Raw genomic sequence first — 22,823 nt, 5'->3', positions numbered from 1 at the left:
TCGTACAGTTAAAAGTGTAAGAATGCGACCGGCTGGATATGAAACAAAGTAAAATCAATGGGTTATTCTGATGGCACAACCTTTGCTGTAATTTTGCTGATATGTTTTACGTGCGTATCAGGGATGGACGACAGCAATGGGTACAGTGACCGATATGGAAAATAAGGCAAAAAAAGAAACCCCAATCTCAATGCACGGCGGCCGGACAGGCGGACCGAAAGGCCCGTCTTCAGGGGCCGCATCCGGCGCTGGAATGGACCGGCGTGTTGACGTGAAAAAGAAACCCTGGAAGAAGATCGGCATCGGCGTGGTGGCGATCATTGTCATTGGCTTCCTGGCGATGCTGGTGATGGATGCGTCTTCCGGGCGGACCTATAAGGTCAACAAGGACCGGGTCGTGGTCTCGACCGTCTCGAAGGGCGTGTTCGAGGATTTCATTCCGGTGCGCGGCCGGGTGACACCCCTCAAGACCGTGTTTCTGGATGCCATTGAAGGCGGCCGGGTCGAGAAGGTGTTGGTGGAAGATGGTGCCATGCTCAAGAAGGGCGACCTGATCGTCCAGCTTTCGAACACCAATCTGCAGCTTGAAGTCACCCGCAACGAAGCCGCGGTGACCGAGCAGCTCAACAATATGCGGACGATCGAACTGCAGCTTGAGCAGAACCGGCTGCAGCACAAGCGCGACCTTGTGGAGATCGATTACCAGATCATCAAGCTGACCCGCCAGGCGGAGCGTCAGCGCGTTCTGGCATCCAAAGGCGCGGTCTCCCAGGCCACGCTGGACGATACCGAGGACGAGCTCACCTACTATAAGAACAAGCAGGCTGTGACCAAGGAAAGCCAGACGGCTGATGCCAAACTGCAGGAGTCCCAGCTCAAGTTCCTGAAAGAGGCCAGCTCACGGCTTGAAAACAACCTGACGCTCGCCCGCCAGAACCTGGAAAACCTGAGCGTAAAGGCACCGGTGGCCGGTAAGCTTTCGGGCTTCGACCTTCAGGTTGGCCAAAGCATCAGCCGGGGCGGCCGCATGGGCCAGATCGACGACCCGAACCATTATAAGCTCGTCGCTAATATCGATGAGTTTTACCTGGGCCGGGTCGATATCGGTCAGACAGCCAGCTTCAATCATGACGGCAAGGTCTATCAGCTTGTGGTCAAGAAGATTTACCCGCAGGTCAATAACGGCCAGTTCGAGGTGGATTTCGAATTTGTGGGCGGTGAGCCCCAGGATATCCGCCGCGGCCAGACCCTGCAAACCAAGCTGACGCTGGGCGACAGTGCCACCGCGACCCTCATCCCCAACGGTGCCTTCTTCCAGGATACCGGTGGCAACTGGGTCTTCGTGGTCAGCCCCGACGGGACCCAGGCGGTGAAACGCACCGTGCATCTGGGCCGCCGCAACAGCCGCTTTATCGAGGTGCTTGACGGCCTTGAGGTCGGAGAGAAAGTTATCACCTCCCCCTATACCAGCTACACGGATATGGACCGCCTGAAGCTGGGATCGAAATGACAATCCGGTCCGAGACACGACAGCAACTAAGGATAACCCAATAATGGCCCGTAAATGCGGCCCGGGTTCAGGAAGTGAGGAAAGGAAATACCATGCTGAAGCTTCACAATCTTTCGAAGGTCTACCGTACCGATGAAGTGGAGACAGTCGCGCTCAACAGCGTCAATATCGAGATCGAACACGGTGAGTTCGTCGCCATCATGGGGCCTTCAGGCTGTGGCAAGTCGACGCTTCTCAACATCGTCGGGATGCTCGATACACCTTCATCCGGCGAATATTGGTTCATGGATGAAGACGTCGCCGGCTATTCGGAAGCCAAGCTCGGCAATATCCGCAAGCAGAATATCGGCTTCATCTTCCAGTCGTTCAACCTGATCGATGAACTGACGGTGGCCGAGAATATCGAGCTGGCGCTCCTCTATCACAACATCCCGGCGAGCGAACGCCGTGACCGCGTGGCCCATGTGATGGACAAGGTCGGCATCGCCCACCGCGCCAAGCATATGCCCAGCCAGCTTTCGGGCGGTCAGCAGCAGCGCGTGGCCGTGGCCCGTGCGGTCGTGGGCGACCAGGCCATGATCCTGGCGGATGAGCCGACCGGTAACCTAGACAGCGCCCACGGCCAGGAAGTGATGGAGATGCTGCAGTCCCTCAATGAGGAAGGCACCACCATCGTGATGGTCACGCACAGCCCGGCCCACGCCGACTATGCCCGCCGCACCATCAACCTGTTTGACGGTCATGTGGTGACGGAAAACCTGCGGGCTGCGGTTTAAGGCCGCGGTTAAGGAACGATAAAAAGCCCACCATAAGGGCGACAACAATAAAAACAGACAGCGGGGAGACATCCCATGTTTCAGAACTATCTCAATGTGGCACTGAGGAACCTGATCAAGCACAAGCTTTATAGCGCGATCAACATCATCGGCCTAGCCGTCGGGTTGGCCGCCTGCATCCTGATCAGCCTTTATGTGCGTGACGAGCTTTCATTCGATAAATTCTGGTCGAATGCCAACAATATCTACCGCCTGCAGACCACGTTTAAAATTCCGGGCCGCGAACCGTTCGTGACCGTGATGGCACAGGGGCCGAGCAAACATGCCCTCAAGGAATATTTCTCGGAGGATATCGACAAGGTTACGCGCTTCAACAACATGAATACCATCCTTCGTTACAAGGGCGGTGTCTATAGTCAGGAGATGATGTGGACCGACCCCGAGACGGCGGACATGTTCAGCTTCGACGTCGTGGAAGGCGATATCCACAAAGCCCTGCATGACAATGCCAGCCTCGCGATCAGCCAAAGCCTGGCGAAGAAATATTTCGGTGACGAGGACCCGCTTGGCAAGGTGGTGACGGTTAATGTCCATCGCCTGCAACGGGATTACCGTGTGGCCGCGGTTTTCAAGGACCTGCCGCATAATACAGTCCTGAAATTCGATGCCCTGGCGATGATCGATGAGAAAGATTTTGCCCAAGAGCCTTGGGAATTCACACAGTGGTTCAGCGTCAATAACTATGTCTATTTCACGCTCAAACCGGGGGTGAATATCGCGCGTGTGAATGACCAGCTTGCCGCCTTCACCAACAAGAATATCACCATGCCGTCCGCCATCACAGGTGGTCAGAAGCGGGATGCGTCTTCCTTCATCACCTATGATACGCTGGCCCTGCCGGATGTCGAACTGCACTCGCCCCGCTCCGGGATGGAAATGAAGGCTGCGGGCAGCCTGACTACAGTCATTATCTTTTCAGCCATCGCCGGTCTGATCCTTCTGATCGCCTGCATCAATTTCATGAACCTGGCGACAGCCAAGTCGACCCAGCGGGCCCGCGAAGTTGCGCTTCGGAAAGTGCTGGGCGCGAAGCGGGGACAGCTTGTCCTGCAGTTTATCGGGGAGTCTGTCTTCATCGCGGCCATCGGCCTTGTGCTGGGCTTCGTGCTGGTGGAGCTGGCCTTGCCGGCCTTCAACCAGTTTATCGGTAAAGATATGGTCTTCAATTATGGTGACCCGGTCGTTCTTCTGTTGCTTGTGGGCCTCACCGTGACCGTCGGGGTTCTGGGCGGCGCTTATCCGGCCCTGGTGCTGTCGGGCTTTCTGCCCGCGCGGGTGTTGAAGGCCAACAAGTCGGCTGAGACCAGTGGGTCAATGCGCCTCAGAAGTGTCCTTGTCGTCGTGCAGTTCTCCATCTCGATCGCGCTTATCATCGCGACCGGGGTCGTCTATGGCCAGAAGCTGTATGCCACCAATATGAATCCTGGCTTCAACAAGGATAATCTGCTGGTGATCCATAACGTTGGCCGTACCGGTGCGCGCGACAAGCAAGAAGCCTTGAAGCAGGAAATCCTGCGGATGCCGAATGTCACCTCTGCGGCCTTCTCAGATGACACGCCGGGCACGTCGGACGAAAACAATACCTCGGTAAAAGTGCCTGGCAGTGAGACCGACCAGTCGATCCTCCTGGGGGTTCAGAATGTCGACTATGATTTTCTGAAGACCTACCAGATCAAACTACTGGCTGGCCGCAATTATAGCCGGGACCGTACGATGGATGGCGTTCCGGATGGCAGCAAAGCCAAGGATGGTGAAATGTTGCCGGGGACGGTCATCCTCAACGTAGGCGCATTGCGCCGCCTCGGGTTTGGTACGCCGAAGGAGGCTATCGGCAAGCAGATCACCATGGGCATTGCAGGTCCGAACGGTAAACCCGCGAAGACACTGATGACCGTCATTGGGGTCATTCCCGAGATCCATTTCCAGACGCTCAAGAATATGCTGCGGCCGGAAATGTATTTGTATCGCTCGCACAGCCCGTTCGACAGTCTGACCGTGCGGTTCAAGGGCAACCCGGAAGCGCTGATCAAGCGGATCGAGGGGACCTGGAAATCGATGATCACCACGGTGCCGTACGAATATGATTTCGTCGACCAGAACCTGGCGGAAGCGTTCGACCGGGAGGCCAATACCTCGATCCTTCTTGGCATCTTCTCCGGCCTTGCCATCATCATCGCCTGCCTGGGGCTTTATGGCCTTGCCTCCTTCACCGCCGAGCGGCGCACGAAGGAAATCGGTATCCGCAAGGTCATGGGGGCGACGGTGTTTGATGTGGTGCGCCTCTTGATCTGGCAATTCTCCAAGCCGGTGCTGATCGCCAACCTGATTGCCTGGCCGGTGGCAGCTTACGGCCTGATGCGCTGGTTACAGAACTTCCCGTACCGCCTGGACAGCTGGTATCTGGTACCCTGCTGCATCGCGGCAGGCCTGCTGGCGCTTTTGGTTGCCTGGGTCACCGTTGGCGGTAACGCCGCCAAGGTTGCCCGCGCAAACCCGATCAAGGCGCTGCGCTACGAGTAAACGTTTGGGGTGGGAGGCCCAGGCTTCCCACCCCTGCTTACCTGAGGGGGGACTGCACGTGTTTGGAAACTATATAAAATCAGCGATACGCAGCATCCTGCGGCAGCGGCTCCATACGGCGATCAATATCGCCGGACTCGCAGTGGGCTTGGCCGCCTGTATCCTGATCGGCCTCTATGTGCAGGATGAGCTTTCCTGCGACAAGGACTGGGCGCACGCCGACCGTATCTATCGCCTTGGCACCACCTACACATTTCCAGGGAGCGCGCCATTCGTCACCGTTTATACCGGCGGTCCGGTCAAGGAAGCGTTCAAGGCTTATTGGGCCGGGGATGTCGAGACCGCAGCCCGCATTAACCGCCATGGTGCGACCCTGCATTATGGGAGCGAGGTCTTCCGGGAGAAAATCGCCTGGGTCGACCCTGAGATCGCGGACATTTTCAATTTCAAGGTAGTGGCGGGGAACCTGCGCCAAGTGCTTGCAGACAAGGCGAGCCTGGCTGTCAGCCAAAGCTTTGCCCGGAAATATTTTGGGGGTGCGGACCCGATTGGCAAGGTGGTGACGATCACGCGGGCGAGCAAGCCCCGCGATTACCGGGTTGGGGCTGTTTATCGTGACATGCCAGCCAACAGTTCGCTCAGGCTTGAAGCCATGGTGGCGATTGATGAACCGGCCTTCGTGGACACCCCCTGGATGTTTGCCCAGTGGGGTAGCCTTACCAACTATCTCTATTTCACACTGAAACCCGGCGTTTCTATTGGCGCGATCAATAGCCGCCTTCCGGCCTTCATCAAGAAATATATCCCGGTATCCGACCTGACCGACGACAAGGCGGCTAATGTGAACAGCCTCATGCAGTTGAAGACACAGGCGCTCACCGACATTCATCTGCACCCTGTCACGGATGATAAGCAGGAAATGAAACCGGCGGGCAGCATGACGAACGTCATGGCCTTCATGGCGGTGGCGGTTTTCATCCTGCTTATCGCCTGCATCAACTATATGAACCTCGCGACCGCGCGCTCGACCTTGCGCGTCCGCGAAGTCGCGCTCAGGAAGGTGATGGGCGCCCGGCGCGGACAGCTGGTGTTCCAGTTTATGGGCGAGGCCGTCCTGACCGCGCTTGTGGCGCTTCTGGTCGGCGTGATGTTGGTCGAGGTGCTGTTGCCCAGCTTCAATAGCTTCGCCCACAAGACGCTCACGCTCGATTATACCGACCTGCATCTGGTCGCCATGCTGGTGGGGCTTGTGGCCTTTATCGGCTTGATCGGCGGAATTTATCCGGGGCTGTTCCTGTCGGGCTTTCTGCCCGCCAAGGTTTTGAAAGCCAACAAGGTCACGGAGCCAGGTGGGTCGATAACCATGCGCGGCGCGCTGGTGGTTCTCCAGTTCGCGATCTCGGTCGCCCTGATGGTGGCGACGGCTACGGTGTATGGCCAGAAGCTTTATGCAACGACCATGTCGCCGGGCTTCGACAAGGATAATCTTCTTGTTCTCGATGGGCTGGACAGCAAGGGGGCTGCCAAAAAACAGCAGGCATTCCGGCAGGCGGTCTTGCGTCTTCCGGGGGCCGAGAGCGCCGCTTTATCCGACAGTACGCCCGGGCACCCCGGTTTTGATAATGTCACGACCCGGGCTGCGGAGGATGTAAGCCAGTCGCCGATGATGATCGAGTATCAGAAAATCGGTCCGGCCTTTCTGGATACCTACCGGATGAAGTTTCTTGCCGGTCGGTCCTATGACAGGAACCGGCAGTCGGATGGTCTGCCCGACCTGAAAGCCGTGAAAAACGGCGCACCGGCTTCCGGCACGATCGTGCTCAATAAGACAGCGGCCAAGGTGCTTGACCTGGGGGTGCCTGAGGAAGCCGTCGGGAAGAGTGTCGACATCAGGGTCGGCGGCACGGATGACCGGCCCCTCTATGCCACCTTGCGCGTGATCGGGGTGGTGGCTGATGCTCCCTTCCATTCCCTGAAAAGAACGGCGGGGCCAACTCTCTTTCTGTGGTCGCGGGCGCCGTTTTACAGCCTGACGGTCCGGTTTGACGGGGATGGGCAGGCGTTCCTCGCCAAGGTCAAAGATTTATGGACCGCCATGATGCCGGGCCAGCCGTTCCAGTATGAATATGTCGATCAGGTCATGGCGGAAGCTTATGAGCAGGAAGCCAACAGCTCGACCCTGCTGATCGTGTTCTCGGGCCTTGCCATCGTCATTGCTTGCCTGGGGCTTTATGGCCTTGCGGCCTTTGTGGCGGAACGCCGGACTAAGGAGATTGGCCTCCGCAAGGTGCTTGGCGCCACCGTGGCGGATATCGTGCGCCTGCTGGTCTGGCAATTCTCGAAGCCGGTCCTCCTCGCCAACCTGATCGCCTGGCCAGTGGCGGCTTACGGCCTGATGCTCTGGCTTCAGACATTCCCTTACCGGATGGACAGCTGGCTTTTGCTGCCCTTCTGCATCGCGGCGGGCGTGATCGCGCTTCTGGTTGCCAGTCTCACGGTGGGCGGCAACGCAGCAAGGGTGGCGCGCCAGAGCCCGATCAAGGCGCTCAGGTACGAATAAGGGCAAGGGGCAAAGACCCCGGCCCAAACGACAGCGGAGAAAACAGTGTTTGGAAACTATATAAAAACGGCGGTCCGGAACCTGCTCAGATACAAGCAGTATACGCTGATCAACGTGTTCGGCCTCGCGGTCGGTCTCGCTGCCTGCATGTTGATCCTTCTCTATGTGAATTTCGAGCTTTCCTACGACCGCTGGATTCCGGACGAGAGCCGCGTGATGCGGGTGGAAACGCGTTTCTATGACAAGGCCGGGCAACCCGTGAATACGGCGGAGACAATCCCACCTGTGACCAGCCCACTGTTTGCGGAGCAGATTGGTGATATCGAGCAGTTCAGCCGTTTCATGAATTATGACGTGGCGGTCGCGGTCGATGGGAAGGCCTATGAGCAGAACCTGACCATGTGCGACCCCGGGGTTTTTGACCTGATGGGCATCAGGCTCATCGAAGGAGACGCGAAAACCGCCCTCAGTGACCCAGGGTCCATTGTGCTTTCCGTTACCTCGGCCAAGCGTATCTTCGGTGATCAGGATGCCCTTGGCAAAGTGGTGAAGCTGGATGGGGAATATCTGGCCCGTGTAACCGGCATCATGCCGGATTGGCCCAAGGCATCTGATTTGGAAATGCACGCCATCGTGCCGATGACGACCCCGCTTCTCAAACATATGGCCTGGCTCCAGACCAACTGGGGCTCCTTCTGGGGGCCGACCTATATCCGCCTGCGTGCCGGGGCGGACCCGAAACATGTTGCAGATGACATCAACAAACTGGCGCTCAGGGTCGGTCCGGCGGACGACTTCAAGGATAGGGTGGCTGAAGGCATTCACCCATCATATAGCTACTATCTGACCCTTGCGGCGGATGCGCACCTCAAAAGCACGCATCACGATTCAGGCGGCCGCAGCAGCGTTGCCGTTTTGTGGTCTGCGGGGGTGACGGCCTTCCTGATCCTGGCGATTGCCATCATCAATGCCGCGAACCTTGGCACCATGCTGGCGATGAAGCGTGTGCGCGAGGTTGCAATCCGCAAGGCGCTGGGGGCCTCCCCCCGGAACCTGATGATGCAGGTGCTGGTGGAAACCATCGCGCTCACGTTTCTGTCCATGGTTATCGGTATTGCCCTGGCCGAGCTGTTCCTGCCGACTTTCTGCCATTTGATGGACAGAAGCCTGTCGAGCGAGCTGATCTACCGCCCTGAGACGCTGGCGATCCTGGTTGGCGGGACGCTGGTGGTCGGCGTTATCTGTGGGCTATACCCCGCGATGGTCGCGATCCGGTTTCGCCCGGTGGACTATCTGGCCGGGGTCAAGCCCAAGCTTGGGGTCCGCTTTCGCAACAGCCTGATCGTACTTCAGTTCGCGGCGACGATCGGCCTGCTGACCACCTGTGCCGTGGTCTTCATGCAGGCGCAGTATGCCCGCAATGCCGACCATGGCTTCGATAGCAGCCAATTGGTGGATATCGGCGGTGTCGACCGGCCGGTTGTGCATAAGCGTGAGGAAGCGCTCCGGCAGGCGCTCGCGCGGGTGAAGGGGGTTGAAGCCGTTGGCGCGTCCCACGGTATGGCCGGGGACAGCTATAACAACAATAACGGCGTCTGGCTGCCGGACGGCACCATGAAACAGCTTCGCCGTTTCGCCATGTCGGAAGACCTGCTGCCGCTGATGGGGGTGAAGCCCATCGCGGGCAGGCTGTTTTCCAAGGACCATCCGTCGGATAGCTACACCGAACCCGGCAAGGGCGCGTCACATGGCATCATTATCAATGACCTTGCCGTCAAGAAGCTTGGCTTCGCGAGCGCACAGGATGCCGTCGGCAAGACGGTCCATACCTGGGACAATTTCCCCTCCACCATCATCGGGGTGATCGATAATTTGCGGTTCCGGTCAGCGCGGGAGAAACCGGACGCGACCTATTATTGGATCGGGCCGGAGGAATACCGCCATGAAATCGTGAAGGTCAGCCGGCAAAACCTGCCGGAAACACTGGCGGCCATAGACAAGGTATGGCGGGATTTCTTCCCCGACCTGCCAATCCGCCGTCAGTTCGTCGATGAGGCCTTTGCCAAATATTACGACACCGATCGCCGCCAGGGCTGGTTGCTGCTCTTCAGCGCCGGCGTGATGGTTGTGATCGCGGTGATGGGGCTTTATGGCCTCGCAGCCCTCGCCACCGAACGCCGGGCGAAGGAGATCGGTATCCGCAAGGTATTGGGCGCGCGCACCCGCAATATCGTCAGGCTGCTTCTGTGGCAGTTTTCATTGCCGATTCTGGTTGCGAACCTTATTGCCTGGCCGCTGTCCTGGTGGGGGCTCGGCCATTGGCTTGAAGGCTTTATCGACCGGGTCGGTCTGTCGCCGCTGCCGTTCCTGGGGGCCGGGGTGCTGGTGCTGTTGATCGCCTGGGGGACCATCATCGGCCATACGCTCCGTGTCGCGCGGCAGAACCCGATCAAAGCACTCCGGTACGAATAAGAATAAGCGAGGAAAACCATGTTCAGGAATTATTTCACCACCGCCCTCAGGCATTTATTGAAGAACCGGTTATTCTCGGTGATCAACGTCTTCGGGCTCGCGATCGGGCTTATGGCCTGCATCCTGATCCTGCTGTTTGTGCGGGACGAACTGTCCTTCGATAGCTGGGTCAAGGATTCTGGCAGGATCGTGCGGCTGCACACGGCTTATATTTCTCCTGACCGGGCGCCGTTTCGTACGGTGCGCTCGGCAGGGCGAATGATGGAAGCAGTGAAGGCCTACGCGCCGGATCTTGTCGAGACCGGGGTGCGCATGGTGTTTGACAAGCCAAGTGTGCGCGTAGGTGACAAAATCTTCATCGAAACCGTGGCGCTCGCCGACCAGAGCTTCTTCAAGGTGTTCGATCTGCCGTTTGTGGAGGGGAGTGCAGAAGCCTCGTTCAACAAGCCGCTCGACCTCGTGATCAGCGAACGCATGGCGCGCAAATATTTCGGCACATCCGACCCCGTGGGGCAACCGCTCCGGGTCTGCTGCGTAGGACCAAAACCCGTTGATGTAACCGTCACTGGTGTGTTCAAGGACCTGCCCAGCAACAGCCACATGAAGTTCGATATGCTGGTGCGGATGCAGCCTGCCATGTTCGATGCCTATCCGAATATTCTGAACACCTGGAACAGCGTCAACACATACACTTATTTCAAACTGAAGCCGGGGGCGACGGTGGCGGCACTCAACGCCCGTCTCCTGCGTTGGCTCGACAGCGAGAGCCCGTTCCTCAAGATGGTGCCCGAAGGGACGAAGCCATCCGACAATATCAAGCTGAATGTGATGGCGCTCAGGGACCTCCATCTGTATGCCCATGAGGATGCCGGGAACATGGGCGACCAGAAACCGCTTGGCGACATGGATACTGTCTATGCCTTTACCGGTGTTGCGCTGCTCATTCTCGTGATTGCCTCGATCAATTTCATGAATCTTTCCACGGCGCGGGCTATCTCCCGGGCGCGGGAGGTGGCTGTGCGCAAGGTTCATGGGGCATCAAGGCTGCAGGTAGCCTGTCAGTTCCTGGGCGAAGCGGTCATGATCACGGCGTTTGCCCTTTTGCTCGCCCTTGTCGGGGTTGAAGTGGCGCTGCCCTACTATAATGAAGCAATCGGCCGGACGCTGACGTTCGACCCAGGGACGGACTTTTCACTGCTTCTGGGGCTCGTTTGCGCCGCCGTGGTTGTTGGGCTCGTCTCTGGCAGCTATCCTGCGACCTACCTGTCGGGGTTCCGACCCGTCAAGGTGCTGAAGGCGAACAGGTCCGCGGCGGTGGACGGCGCCAGCCGTTTCCGTGCGATACTTGTGGTTTTCCAGTTTGCGGTATCGATCGGTCTCGTTGTCTGCACGGCGGTCATTTATGCCCAAACCAGTTATGCCCGTACCATGAACCTGGGCTATGTCCATGAGGGCAAGTTGGTCCTCAAGGGGCTGAGCCGTGCCAACGCCATAACCGAGCGTGATGCACTGGCCAACGAATTTGCCAAGCTACCCGGTATCACCAGCGCGGTCTTCTCCTCGGAAGTGCCGAGCGAAGACAATGAGAATAACCTTGTCACAACGATCGTGGGGTCAGGTCAGGCCAAGGGTCCGGCAAAAGGCGTTCTTCTAAACTATCATTCCTTCGGCGACGGCTTCTTCGAGGCCTATGGCGTCAAGCCTGTTGCGGGCCGTACCTTCAGCCGTTCGCATAGCAATGACGTCGTAATTCCCCATAAGAAGGGGGACGATAGCGTAGGGAATGCTACGGCGGTGATCAATGAATCGGCGGTACGCGCGCTCGGATTTCGGACGCCTGAGGCGGCACTCGGGCAGGCGTTGCGAGCGAGCCTGTTTCAGGCAGGGAACTATGAGTTGACCATTGTTGGTGTCGTTCCCGATCTCTATTTCCGTTCCGTCAAGTTCGGCATTCGCCCGACCATTTATCTCAACCGCCCGGACGGCTATCGCCGCCTGACCCTGAGTTTCAGGACCAATGACATTAAGGGGCTTTTGGCGAATGTAGACCGGACCTGGAACCGCCTGGTGCCCAGCGTGCCGCCGGTTCGGGAATTTCTGGATGATATGATCGGTGCCCAATATCAGGCTGAGGAGCGTGAGGCCCAGATGTTCGCAGCCTTCAGTGTGCTGGCTGTCATCGTTGCCTGCCTCGGGCTTTACGGACTGGCGGCGTTCACGGCCGAGCAGCGGACCAAGGAGATCGGTATCCGCAAGGTCCTGGGCGCGACGACGCGGGATATTGTCCAGCTTCTCATCTGGCAGTTTTCGCGCCCGGTTCTCATCGCCAATGTCATCGCCTGGCCGATCGCCTGGTATGCCATGTCCGGTTGGCTTCAGGCGTTCCAGTACCGGATCGGCGGTGAATATATCTGGATTTTGGCGCTGATCGCGGGGGGGATGGCGCTTGCCATCGCCTGGGTGACAGTGGCCAGCCGGGCGATTCGTGTCGCCCGGGCGAATCCGATCCACGCGCTTCGGTATGAGTGATGTGTTTACGGTCGTCCCTTAAGAAAATCCCACGCTGTGGGGCGGCCGTCTTCTAGGGCGCTATGCCCGAAGATGGGAAGGGGAGTGCTGGTCGCTCCCCTTTTTATTTGAAAAACAAAGAGGAATCCCAGTCGATAAAATTTTATCTAAAATTATAACCGGAGTTATTCATAGTAAATGATGTTCATTTTATATCGTATTTTATCGATATATTGACGAAATCCTTAGTTTCCCATGGGATAGTTCATCTTCTGGCAACAGTATTTGAGTTTCAGGCACGTAATTGGAGCCAAGGCCGTGATGATGAACGCAGTGTCCCTCGTGGATGCCGTAAAATTGGAAAAAATGGTTCTTGCCAAGCGGGTTGGCCGCTTTCTGGCAGCAGACCAGGCTCGGGAGGAGCGCGCCGCCGTAGAGAATGTGGCGCGGGTCTTGGCTCAGGACGTTTGCGACCAGGTGCGTGGGGTTCTGGCTTTTGAGTTGCGGCACTGCAAGATTCTGCCGCGCGATCTGGCTGAAAAAATCGCTTACGATGTTGAATCGGTTTCCGGCCCGTTCCTGATGGAAACGCGCGCTTTCAGTGCCCGTGAACTGGTGGCCCTTATTCCAGGCCTGAAGGAACATGCCCTGCGGACGCTGGCCCAGCGCTCGGACCTTCATGACGCGGTTACTGTTGCGCTTGCAACAAACGGTATGGAGCCGAGTGTGACGTCGCTGGTGCGGAACGACCGCATCAACCTGTGTGAAAAGGCGTGCAACAAGGTTGTCGACCGCTTCGCGGACAACCGCCGCATGATGGACCATATGGGCGCGCGCGGGGACCTGCCGCTCAGCATTGTCGAGCGCATTGCCGATAAAGTTTCCGACCATTGCCGTGAGCTTCTGATCGAGCGTTATACGGTGGAAGAGGATGTCGCGGCCAAGGTCACGGGCGACAGCAAGATCGAAGTGCTGTGGCAGAAGATCAAGGATGCGAGCCCGGCACAGGTCCATGCGTTTGCGACCGAGCTGAGGGCGAGCCGCCGTCTCAACCATCTGCTGGTTGTCGAACTGTCCGAGAAGGGCAGCGCGGCCTTCTTCGAAAGCGCGCTAGCGCTGGAAGCCGGGTTGCCGCTTGGCCGTATCCGCGAAATTTTGACCCTGGTCGACCCGGGCGCCTTTGTGCGCCTGATGCAGATGGCCAATGTCAGTAAGTCAATGGCGCCGCGCTTTTTGCGGCTTGCCAAAAAATTCCATGGGGCCCGGCAGCAGGATGCCGGTGAGAACTCTCAGGCAGACGAAGAGGGTGAGGTTGTCTGAGCCGTCCCGGTCCGGGATGGTTCAGGCACCCGCTACCCTTTTCAAAAGTATCAAATCGCCCATGGGGTTTAGTGCGATTTGGTGGTTTGCCTGGTCTTGATAGGGGTGTTGATGTATGTTCACAGTTGGGTACCACGCTGAGAAGCCCGCCTTCGGGTTCATCCGACTTTCAGGTTGGAGCGGCGAGGCATGACCATGTCATCCATATCATTAATGGACTCAGCAAAGCTGGAGAAGATACTGCTGACCAAGCGTATCGGCCAGTTCCTTGGCAGTGGCCATGAAATAGAAGATGAGCCCCGTGTAGCGGTCGAGAATGTTGCCCGGGCGCTGGCGCAGGACCTGTGTCTTCAGGTCCGGGAAGCTCTGGCCTTTGAACTGCGCTCTTGCACCTATCTACCCCACGATCTCGCAGCCCGGATTGCCACCGATGTGGAAAGCGTTGCCGGGCCTTTCCTTGCGGCGACCCCCGTCTTCAGTGATGAGCAATTGTCCGGGCTTATTCCGCATCTGGCGGCCCATGCCCATATCACGCTCGCCAAGCGGGCCGATTTGGGGGACAAGTCGATCTACGCGCTTGTCACCATCGCCGGGGAAGAAGCGGTTACCTATCTCGTCCGCAACGACAAGGTCGAGTTGCCCGAGGCGGCCTTCAGCAAGATCGTCAGCCGGTTCCGGGGCTCCCGCAACCTGATGGAGCGCCTTTGTATTCGCACCGACCTGCCGCTTGCCGTGGTGGAGGATCTGGTCAGCCTGGTTTCCGACTCATACCGTACCCTTCTGATGGACGCTTATGGTCTCGATGGTGCGCTCGCGGACAGGCTCGTCAACCACAGCCGCTATGATGTTATCTGGCGGCAGGTGCGCTATGCCAGCCCCCATCAGGTCCATGCCTTTGTGATCGACCTTAAAAGCCGTGGGCGGCTTAGTGAAGCCTTGGTGATCGACATGGCGGACCGTGGGTCTATCGCGTTTCTTGAAAGTGCCGTGGCCCTCGATGCCGGGGTGACCCTGGAAGCCTCCCGCGAGACTTTGGGCTTTGGCGATATGCGGTCCTTCGTCCGCCTGATGCAGCAAGCCGGGTTCAGCAAGGATGGCGCAGGCCGTTGCCGGCGCATCATCACTGCCCATAACCGGCTGATCGGCCGGACCGGCTAAGTTCTCTTCTTCAAGCCTTCGGGCCTTTGCCGAATAGCACCAGCAGGTCGCTATGGCGTCTGCACACGAGCCATAGCCCGCATACGAACGCGATACAGGCGAGGGAGAAGAGCGTCCCGTCCTCCTGCGGCATGCCGTTTTCCGTCCATCTGACCGTCACGCCCAGGGGGCTGAACAGGTGGAAGGTGATTGCGCCTGTCATGATGCCGAGGGTCAGGAGACCGCCAAACACGCGCAGCCGGGGAATAAGGACCAGGATACAGGCGACCAACTCGGCCGAGCCGATGATATAGGCGCCGCTGGTTTTGAAGAAGTCGAGCCCCAGAAAGGCGCCGACCACGTCAAAGATGTGCACTGTCTCGGCAGAGTCGGTGAATTTGTAGGGCAGGCTGCCGCCAAGGATGGCGACAATGGCCAGGGTGGGCAGCCATTCGATATTCTTTCTTATCATATCCATCTTCACGGTCTCCTTATGCGGGGTGGCCCCTGTTCAGTGGGTGAGCGGATAATGCCCTGTCAGTTTCTTTTCCCGCCACCAGGCGCGGGCCAGGGTGATCAGCGGGGTTGGGGCAAAGCCGCGCCTGCGGTTCGCGGCGCCGATGGCATAGAGATGGCCGAACTGGGCCATCAGGGTTTTATAGGCATGGGGCAGGCTGGTGCGTGAATCCCAGATATGGGTGGCCTCACCCCCCGCGCCGTTGATTTCGATGATGCGGAAGCCGTGCCCCGCCCGGAAGGCGCCGAAGTCGCCGAACCGGACGTCGAAACGGCCGACATAAAATTCGCCCATGCTTTTCGCGACCGCATCGAAGGTGTCGGTCATGGCGTCGGTGATCTCATCATTGCCATTTCGGAAGATCGTGCCGCGGCAGTGGTTGCCGGCAAAGGCAAGGCGGACGCTGTCGCCCGCGGGGATGGTCTCATTCAGCCGGGCGCGGTGGCGTTCCATATACAGGTGCGGCACCTGTCCGGCCCGTGGGTCTTTCAGGATCAGCTCGCGCAGTGTGGCTTTCCCATTTCCGGTGACGCGCGGGAAATATTTGAGGGTCAGGCTGATGATCCTGCCTTTGTCCTCATCTGGGTGTCGGACGTAATAAACACCGGCTTCGCCTTCCTCATCGACCAGCGCCTGCAGGAGGAACCTGGCGCCGGGGGGAAAGGCATGGACATAGGCTGCCAGGTCTTCGGTGGCGCGCACGAGCTGAACGCCCGCGCCCCGCATCCCGATGTCCGGCTTGGCCACAAGGGGAAAGGCAAGGCCTGTTTCAGCCATGGCCGCAGCTGCATCTTCCAGGCTGCGTTCGGCGCCGCCACCGCCGCCCCAGCGCATCAAGCTGACATAAGGGGAGATCAGATCCCGCTCGGTGCCGCTTACGGTGCCGAGAACCGCGGTCTTGCTTTCGCCGACCAACCCGGCATAGGGCAGCGCCGGGTTGGCGCCTGTTAGCAAGGTCGGTCCGAGATGGCGCAGCGACAGCCAGGCGCAATAGAGGGCGACAGGCGTGTAAAACAGCCGCGCGGGCGCGAATTCGAACCAGGAGACCTTATCAGCGCTGGCATCCAGCGGCGGCATCCCGGCGTGGGGGGCGGACGATCGGGGCAAGGTGCTCATCGGCATCACTGTATCCCTCCCGTATCGCTGTTCGCCTGGGGGCCGTCGTCATGAGGCGCATCGGCGCTGTCGATCGAGATATTGAGGCGTGAGCGCTTCACCAGTTGGTGCGACAGCGTGATCATGAGGATGGCGACCGCAAGCCCGGCAATCAGCCCGGCGCCGCCATGAAGCGGGGCCAGAAGCCGCTGGGCGCTGCTGACGAAAAGCACCATGAAGGTGACCCATACAAGCGCTGCAATTGTCATTACGGATACGAAATGGTTTAGGGACAAGCGTAGAAAACCGAAGGTCAGATAGGTCGGTAACCGCGTGCCTGGCAGAAAGCGGGAGCAGAAAAGCACCGGCGTTTTGCGGGCGTCCAGCCAGCCGCGTAATTTGCGGGTCCGTCTGATCGGCAGGCGTTTGCGCAGGAAGCGGAATTCCCGCGCGGTCCAGCCGATGCCGTATAGCCCGACGTCGCCTGCGGCAATCCCGAAGGCGAGGGCGGAGATGGCAAGCACGGGGGAGGCCATGTCACTTCCAACCATAAGGCTGCCGGTGATCAGCGCCCCGTCCTCGGTGACGAAGGTGGCAATAATAAGCGCCGCGGCCAACAGGAGCGGCCGGTCGGACAGACTTTGTACCCAGTTTAGAAAACTATCAGGCGACACAGTGTTCCTTCCCCCCAGATGGACCCGGCAAACAGATGGGTGTGCGTCACAAACACCGTATCACGATGATCCGCCTGCCTACCACTTTATAGATTTTCCTGCGGCCCGTAAGCTTTCCCACAGCTTTGTGAAACAAATGTGTGGTCCGCAGAGGGCGCGCTGAGAAGCCGGTTATGCCCCTGTATTTAGGGGCATTATGCCATCTTGCCGGGCGTTCCGGCACAGCATACACTACACACGGCGTCAACAGGGAGGGGAACCCTCATATGAAGGACCTGAAGTCCTACGTCCGTACCATCCCGGATTTTCCGAAAGAGGGAATCATGTTCCGGGATGTCACGACCCTTTTCGGCAACCCGGCGGCGTTCCGTCACGCGGTCGATGCGTTGGCCGCGCCTTTCAAGCATGACCGTATCGACAAGGTTGCAGGCATCGAGGCGCGGGGCTTTATCCTGGCGGGTGCCGTTGCCCACAGGCTGAGCGCCGGTTTCGTGCCGATCCGCAAGGAAGGCAAGCTACCGCACCAGACCTTGAGCGAAGGCTATGTGCTCGAATATGGCGAAGCCACGCTTGAAATGCATCTGGATGCCTTCGAGCCGGGTGAGCGTATTCTGCTGGTCGATGACCTGTTGGCGACGGGTGGCACCGCTGTGGCGGCGCTATCGCTGCTGGAGCGCTTGGGCGGCGACGTGATCGGCTGTAGCTTCATCATCGACCTGCCGGACCTGGGCGGCCGTGAAAAGCTTGAAGCCATGGGGGAGAAAGTCGTCACGCTTGTCGAATTCGACGGCGACTGATGCCCCTCTGAAGCCAAGCTCAAAATATCGCAAATTGCGATCCGATATTTGCAAAATGCGACGGAAATCATGTTGCAAATTGCGAATTAATACTCTTCCCCCTGATGCGCCTGCGTCAGGGTTTTTTATATCCTTTTGAAAATGCTGTTCAAAATCTGGCCCGCCTCCCTTTGGCATACCCCGTGCTGATATGGGGGGGATTAGGCTGGGCATCCTTCTCCCCAGCGTCAGGAATTGGTTTCCTGGCACGGGATGCCCGGCGAAGACGGCCTGACATGAGGGTGGCAGCCCTCAGGCCTGATAGAAGGATGAATAGCGATGCGTTCACTGACCTTTGTTCTCGACACCCAAACCGGCAATGATGGTATGGCGCCGGCAACAGTCACGATTTCCGAACAGGCAGATGGCAGCCTCCTGTTCACCATCAGCAATGAGAATGATGGCGACAATGCCATTGGCGATATTCGCGGCCTGTTTTTTGACGTCGCCGATGACAGCCTGATCGGGAACCTGACGGTCCTCGGCACTGACATCACTGACTTCGACGACAGCGGCAGCGTGTCCAACCTGGGCGGTGGTGTCACCACGAGCGGTGTGCCCGACAGCCCGTTTGAAGTGGGTATCGAGTTCGGCACCCCCGGCATTTCCACCGACGATTATCAGACCACCAGCTTCACGCTTTCCAGTGATCTGCGCGGCCTGACGCTGGATGACGTCGCGCTTGAAAGCATGGCTGTGCGCCAGACGTCGGTCACGGATGCGAATGGCGGCCGGGACGATTCCGACAAGCTTTACGGCGATGCGCCATACCCGGTGAACGCCATCGATGACGAAGCCTTTACCTTCGAGGATGCGACCGTGGGCGGCAATGTGTTCGCCAACGACATCGACAAGGATGCGGGTGATGCTGACGGCAACGGCATTCCGGATGGCCTGACAGTGACGGCGGTTGATGGTGATGCGGGCTCTGTTGGCGGGGCCATCGAACTTGCAGACGGCATCTTCGTCACCGTGAATGAGGATGGCTCCTACGTCCTGGATGCCACGGATGCCGATTGGCTGGGCGTGGGTGAGCATTTCACCGCTGACGTGACCTATGATGTCAATGACGGCAACGGCGGCACAGACAGTGCGACCCTTTCGGTCGACGTTGAGGGCCTGAACGACACGCCGACCGCCAACCCGGATGAGGCGACCACCGATGAAGCGACCACTGTTTCCGGCTCCGTGCTCGGCAACGACACTGATCCGGACCTGAACGATGTTCTATCGGTCAGTGCCGTCAATGGCGACGAAGCGGCCGTGGGCAGCCAGGTAACCCTGTCGTCAGGTGCGCTCTTGACGCTCAACGCCGATGGCACGTTCGACTATGACCCGAACGGTCAGTTCGATGGCCTCAACGACGGCGAGACCGCGACCGACAGCTTCACCTATCAGGTGACGGACGGCAACGGCGGTTTCGACACCACGACGGTCACGATGACCATTGAGGGCATCGGTTCATCCGGGCCTGTGGACCCGGAAGGCCCGGGCGATGATCAGTTTGGCGTGTTCCTGAACAAGCATGGCAATGAGCAGGATATCTCCAACATCGTTCTCTATATGAAGGACGACGCTGGTGATTTCATCAAGATCAAGATCGACGGCTGGAACGGCGTGACCGATCTTGATGATGTCGATCTCGGTAACTTCCTCGATGATCATGCCGAGTTCGACGATTACGAGCTCTATGCCGTGTCCATCAAGGCGGGCAACAACCACAACAAGGATCTCGGTCCGGGCGAAGGCCAGCTGTTCCTGCTCGATGGTGATGAAGACATCGACTATGTCGCCGGTGGCGATGCGCCGGAGGGCATGACCTCAGGCCTCCTGTCCGCGAAGGTTGACTATAGCTTCGATTATAGCGCCGACATGTTTATCTAAGCTCCTCCCAAGAGCGCTGGGGGAGGGTGGCTAAGCCATCCTCCCCCTTTTTTGTCTCTGAACATCTGCCTATGCGGCGGGCTGTTTAAAGCTCGAGGATGACCCGGTGGAGCGCGGTCAGGCAGCTGGCGGCCAGGTGGCGGCAGGCGTGACCGCTGGGACGGCGCTATCGGCTCTGGAGCGCTTGGACGCCGGTACATGACCGTTGGCTTCCTCCCGCCGCGGATTTCACAAAAGATGTCCGTGAGCGGTCTTTCTCAGGAACCTGTCGTCCCACCTGTCATGGTAGGGCGGCAGCAAGCGAAAGGGAGAGATCATGAAAACCGGCAGTTTCAAAAGCGCAGTCGCCGCAGCGGCCTTGCTGTTTGGCACCACCAGCCCGGCCTGGGCCGACGCAACCCTGATGGGGTCGTCGATCTGTGACAACCAGGCGGATTCCTTCGATTATCTTTGGATCGCCGCCAATAATAATAACCCCGACCTGTACTTTCTGTCGGGCAATTCCGTGAATAACGGTGCGATCAATGCAGTCGGGCACAATAACCAGTTCAATAATGCCAATAATGTCTATATCGCCGTGCATGGTGGGGTGGACCAGGTCGACGCCTTCAGCGGTACGGCTTTCGCACAGCTGTTTCTGAACAATCATGGCAATGTGCCGACAAGCGTAACCTTCTATGTTTGTCAGTCCGGGACTGTTCCGAATAATGGTGTCAGCAGCATGGCTGCGGTGGCACAGTCCTATCCTGGCAATCAGCAGAATTCGACGCTGATCCAGACCGTCACCGCGCCGGGACCCAATAGCTGCCCGGCGCTGGCGGTCAATTCCGCTCAGCCGCCGGTCAACCCGATCGGCAATCTGGCGTTGGCGGTTTACCACACCGGCATCCAGCATACGCAGGCCTATAATGGGCTTCTGAATACGCTGCTGACGGAATGGGCCGGCGGCAACAATGTCGTCTATCCCAACACCAACCTCAGTTTCCAGGGCTATTGCCAGCAGCAGTTGGGAGTGGACGCCACCGGCCAGTGGGTGCCGGCCTTCATCACTGCGGTCAACAACCAGTTCGGCGCCGACTATCTGGCGCTCGTCAACGCCAATTATGACGGTAACGCCCTGGCGACCTGCGGTGTCGGCCAGCAGTGCAACTAAGGGTCTGAAGGTGAAGCGCCCGGGGTGCAGGCCCCGGGCGCCTGATGCCTAAAGCTCGTCGATGACCCGGTGGAGCGCGATCAGGCAGCTGGCGGCCAGATGGCGGCAGCGGTCCGGGCTCCAGCCCGTATCCGGGTTCGGCAGGTTGGCGTTGTCCTTGAACGGCATCTCCAGCGTCATGGCGAGCGCGCCGAAGGCATGGCCGACATAGTCGGTACATTTCTTCAGGTCCGTCGTGCCGGGCTCGTCCTTGGGGTAACCGTGTTCGCGCTGGAAGTCGGGGGACAGGCGTTCGAGAATCCACTGGTAGCGCTCAAGGTTTTCGAGCTGCTTTTCGGTGGCGTTTGCGATGCCTTCGAACCCTGCGATGAAGTTATAGGGAAGCGCCTCATCGCCGTGGACGTCCATGTGGAAATCCACACCGGTCTCATGCATCTTCTGGCGGACGAGGAAGACCTCGGGGCTCCGCTCCATTGAGGGTTCGGCCCATTCGCGGTTCAGGTTGGCGCCGGCGGCATTGGTGCGCAGGTGGCCGCGGCGGGATCCGTCCGGGTTCATGTTCGGTACGATATAGAAGTGCGCTTTCTGGAGAAGAGCGGCCGCGACCGGGTTGTCGGGGTCCAGCAGAAAGTCGAACGCGCCTTCCATCCACCATTCAGCCATGCTTTCCCCCGGATGCTGGCGGGCGATCAGCCATATCTTCTTGCGGCCTTCAGGGCCCATGCCGACTTCGACAAGGTCCATGTCCTGGCCGTCGAGCGTGGAGCCGAGCACGCTGGTGCTGACAAAGGGAGAGCCGGCGACGTCGGCGATCAGGTCGGCGTGGCGTTCCATCGAATAGGGCGCAAAATAAGCGAAATAGAGGCTGTCCTGTTCGGGCTCAAGTTCCCAGCTCAGCGTTTTGCCGTCAAAGGTCGTGTCGATCCGGAACCAAGTATCGCGGTCGTATGAGGCACACACGCGGTAGCCGGGCCAGCCTTCGACATAAGCGGCACCGCCAGCGTTATCGATGGTGATCTTGCAGGGCGTATCCGCGACTCCGGAAAGCCGGAAATGGAACCACTGATAGAAATCCGACTGGTTATCGCGCCGGATGGTCAGGTGAATATCAGCCGGATTGTCGGCTTTGACGACCTCAATATTACCGCTGTCGAACTGGCTTGTAATGCGCATGGCTTGGCTCCTTGTCCCTGTTTCAGGCCACTTTTCAATGCCTTGCCTAGCGCCGGGGCGGACGGGCGTCAATGGTCTCCTCAGCTTTCTTGTGTGCCGCAGGAACTTAGGTCAAAGGGACTGACTTTTTATTCTCATGACAAGACTGTCCCATTTTGGTAGCATTTTTCCACTGACGCATAGGCGTGAGCGGACTACCCCTGCTATCGAACAGGGGAAATCTGAGGCGTCCCACCGGGCATGGGGGACGCCTCTATTTTTGTCCGTTATTTTCCCCTTACGGGATTTTCCGCCTGATATTGCTCTGGAAATGCTCCTGTGAGACTTGACAGGTGCGGGCACCATGAGTAATGTCCGCCGCCAATGGATTCGAGGGATGACGGATTCGTCGTCCCGGCCCTGCCTACCTAATCATGGTGCTGTGTGCTCAGATGTGGTTGCCGGGTTGAAGGTTTTAACCGGTTTGTAAGAGAGACGAGCCATGAAAATTCGCAACAGCCTGAAGTCTTTGAAAGACCGCCATCGCGACAACCGCGTGATCCGTCGCAAAGGCCGGATTTATGTGATCAACAAAACCCAGCGTCGTTTTAAAGCACGCCAGGGTTAAGACACACCAGCGTTACTTGAT

The 22,823-nt window shown here is 58.5% G+C and carries 16 protein-coding genes; 12 read left to right on the top strand and 4 right to left on the bottom strand.

Annotated features, from left to right (window positions below; genetic code table 11):
* Window positions 1-253 precede the first annotated feature (253 nt).
* The 8 genes from K6118_RS02890 to K6118_RS02855 all read left to right on the top strand — a co-directional run bounded on the left by K6118_RS02890 (window position 254) and on the right by K6118_RS02855 (window position 14,884).
* Window positions 254-1,510 (top strand): efflux RND transporter periplasmic adaptor subunit, encoded by a 1,257-nt coding sequence (locus K6118_RS02890; protein WP_247118709.1) that lies wholly within the window; start codon window positions 254-256, stop codon window positions 1,508-1,510.
* Window positions 1,511-1,602: 92 nt separating this feature from the next.
* Entirely contained in the window at window positions 1,603-2,286 is a 684-nt protein-coding gene (locus tag K6118_RS02885; protein ID WP_247118708.1) for an ABC transporter ATP-binding protein, read from the top strand.
* Window positions 2,287-2,361: 75 nt separating this feature from the next.
* The gene (locus K6118_RS02880) at window positions 2,362-4,866 is read left to right on the top strand and encodes an ABC transporter permease (RefSeq protein WP_247118707.1); all 2,505 of its coding nucleotides are present in this window, start codon (window positions 2,362-2,364) and stop codon (window positions 4,864-4,866) included.
* A 58-nt stretch (window positions 4,867-4,924) separates the two neighbouring features.
* Window positions 4,925-7,426, top strand: coding sequence for an ABC transporter permease (locus K6118_RS02875; protein WP_247118706.1), 2,502 nt, complete (start codon window positions 4,925-4,927; stop codon window positions 7,424-7,426).
* A gap of 45 nt (window positions 7,427-7,471) precedes the next feature.
* Complete coding sequence (locus tag K6118_RS02870; RefSeq protein ID WP_247118705.1) at window positions 7,472-9,898, top strand: ABC transporter permease; 2,427 nt, start codon at window positions 7,472-7,474, stop codon at window positions 9,896-9,898.
* Window positions 9,899-9,916: 18 nt separating this feature from the next.
* Window positions 9,917-12,427 carry an ABC transporter permease gene (locus K6118_RS02865; RefSeq protein WP_247118704.1) on the top strand — a complete coding sequence of 837 codons (2,511 nt, stop codon included), beginning with the start codon at window positions 9,917-9,919 and terminating at the stop codon, window positions 12,425-12,427.
* A gap of 300 nt (window positions 12,428-12,727) precedes the next feature.
* The gene (locus K6118_RS02860; RefSeq protein WP_247118753.1) at window positions 12,728-13,726 is read left to right on the top strand and encodes a DUF2336 domain-containing protein; all 999 of its coding nucleotides are present in this window, start codon (window positions 12,728-12,730) and stop codon (window positions 13,724-13,726) included.
* Between the two features lie 189 nt (window positions 13,727-13,915).
* Window positions 13,916-14,884 carry a DUF2336 domain-containing protein gene (locus K6118_RS02855; RefSeq protein WP_247118703.1) on the top strand — a complete coding sequence of 323 codons (969 nt, stop codon included), beginning with the start codon at window positions 13,916-13,918 and terminating at the stop codon, window positions 14,882-14,884.
* Between the two features lie 10 nt (window positions 14,885-14,894).
* Here the strand turns inward: K6118_RS02855 and K6118_RS02850 are convergent, their stop codons facing one another.
* Genes K6118_RS02850 through K6118_RS02840 form a run of 3 tightly spaced genes read right to left on the bottom strand, consistent with a single transcriptional unit; the run spans window position 14,895 to window position 17,149 of the window.
* Window positions 14,895-15,341: a hypothetical protein gene (locus tag K6118_RS02850; protein ID WP_247118702.1), complete on the bottom strand. Its 447-nt coding sequence runs from the start codon at window positions 15,339-15,341 to the stop codon at window positions 14,895-14,897.
* A gap of 33 nt (window positions 15,342-15,374) precedes the next feature.
* Window positions 15,375-16,502 (bottom strand): ATP-grasp domain-containing protein, encoded by a 1,128-nt coding sequence (locus tag K6118_RS02845; RefSeq protein ID WP_247118701.1) that lies wholly within the window; start codon window positions 16,500-16,502, stop codon window positions 15,375-15,377.
* Entirely contained in the window at window positions 16,502-17,149 is a 648-nt protein-coding gene (locus tag K6118_RS02840) for a DedA family protein (protein WP_247118700.1), read from the bottom strand. Before K6118_RS02840 ends, K6118_RS02845 begins: the two co-directional genes overlap by 1 nt.
* Window positions 17,150-17,415: 266 nt before the next feature.
* Between K6118_RS02840 and K6118_RS02835 the strand changes: the two genes are divergently transcribed.
* The 3 genes from K6118_RS02835 to K6118_RS02825 all read left to right on the top strand — a co-directional run bounded on the left by K6118_RS02835 (window position 17,416) and on the right by K6118_RS02825 (window position 21,022).
* Entirely contained in the window at window positions 17,416-17,946 is a 531-nt protein-coding gene (locus K6118_RS02835) for an adenine phosphoribosyltransferase (protein ID WP_247118699.1), read from the top strand.
* Between the two features lie 318 nt (window positions 17,947-18,264).
* Window positions 18,265-19,869 (top strand): Ig-like domain-containing protein, encoded by a 1,605-nt coding sequence (locus K6118_RS02830; protein ID WP_247118698.1) that lies wholly within the window; start codon window positions 18,265-18,267, stop codon window positions 19,867-19,869.
* A gap of 316 nt (window positions 19,870-20,185) precedes the next feature.
* Entirely contained in the window at window positions 20,186-21,022 is an 837-nt protein-coding gene (locus K6118_RS02825; RefSeq protein ID WP_247118697.1) for a hypothetical protein, read from the top strand.
* A 48-nt stretch (window positions 21,023-21,070) separates the two neighbouring features.
* On the opposite strand, the gene K6118_RS02820 is transcribed toward K6118_RS02825, so the two are convergent.
* A complete protein-coding gene (locus K6118_RS02820) occupies window positions 21,071-22,195 on the bottom strand; it encodes a M14 family metallopeptidase (RefSeq protein ID WP_247118696.1) in 1,125 nt (374 codons plus the stop codon).
* Between the two features lie 481 nt (window positions 22,196-22,676).
* Here K6118_RS02820 and ykgO point away from each other — a divergent pair, with 481 nt between their 5' ends.
* The gene (ykgO, locus tag K6118_RS02815) at window positions 22,677-22,802 is read left to right on the top strand and encodes a type B 50S ribosomal protein L36 (protein WP_247118695.1); all 126 of its coding nucleotides are present in this window, start codon (window positions 22,677-22,679) and stop codon (window positions 22,800-22,802) included.
* Window positions 22,803-22,823: the final 21 nt, after the last annotated feature.

Origin of the sequence: Kordiimonas marina (assembly GCF_023006325.1) — a bacterium.
GTDB lineage: Bacteria > Pseudomonadota > Alphaproteobacteria > Sphingomonadales > Kordiimonadaceae > Kordiimonas > Kordiimonas marina.
Note: the sequence above shows the minus strand (reverse complement) of the source record. Positions and strands in the feature narration are given on the sequence as shown.

What these genes read in the sequence shown, in the direction of transcription:
- K6118_RS02890 (WP_247118709.1), top strand. Translation starts at nt 254, where the DNA reads ATGGACCGGCGTGTTGACGTGAAAAAGAAACCCTGGAAGAAGATCGGC.
- K6118_RS02885 (WP_247118708.1), top strand. Translation starts at nt 1,603, where the DNA reads ATGCTGAAGCTTCACAATCTTTCGAAGGTCTACCGTACCGATGAAGTG.
- K6118_RS02880 (WP_247118707.1), top strand. Translation starts at nt 2,362, where the DNA reads ATGTTTCAGAACTATCTCAATGTGGCACTGAGGAACCTGATCAAGCAC.
- K6118_RS02865 (WP_247118704.1), top strand. Translation starts at nt 9,917, where the DNA reads ATGTTCAGGAATTATTTCACCACCGCCCTCAGGCATTTATTGAAGAAC.
- K6118_RS02860 (WP_247118753.1), top strand. Translation starts at nt 12,728, where the DNA reads ATGATGAACGCAGTGTCCCTCGTGGATGCCGTAAAATTGGAAAAAATG.
- K6118_RS02855 (WP_247118703.1), top strand. Translation starts at nt 13,916, where the DNA reads ATGACCATGTCATCCATATCATTAATGGACTCAGCAAAGCTGGAGAAG.
- K6118_RS02850 (WP_247118702.1), bottom strand. Translation starts at nt 15,341, where the DNA reads ATGGATATGATAAGAAAGAATATCGAATGGCTGCCCACCCTGGCCATT.
- K6118_RS02845 (WP_247118701.1), bottom strand. Translation starts at nt 16,502, where the DNA reads ATGCCGATGAGCACCTTGCCCCGATCGTCCGCCCCCCACGCCGGGATG.
- K6118_RS02835 (WP_247118699.1), top strand. Translation starts at nt 17,416, where the DNA reads ATGAAGGACCTGAAGTCCTACGTCCGTACCATCCCGGATTTTCCGAAA.
- K6118_RS02830 (WP_247118698.1), top strand. Translation starts at nt 18,265, where the DNA reads ATGCGTTCACTGACCTTTGTTCTCGACACCCAAACCGGCAATGATGGT.
- K6118_RS02825 (WP_247118697.1), top strand. Translation starts at nt 20,186, where the DNA reads ATGAAAACCGGCAGTTTCAAAAGCGCAGTCGCCGCAGCGGCCTTGCTG.
- K6118_RS02820 (WP_247118696.1), bottom strand. Translation starts at nt 22,195, where the DNA reads ATGCGCATTACAAGCCAGTTCGACAGCGGTAATATTGAGGTCGTCAAA.
- ykgO (WP_247118695.1), top strand. Translation starts at nt 22,677, where the DNA reads ATGAAAATTCGCAACAGCCTGAAGTCTTTGAAAGACCGCCATCGCGAC.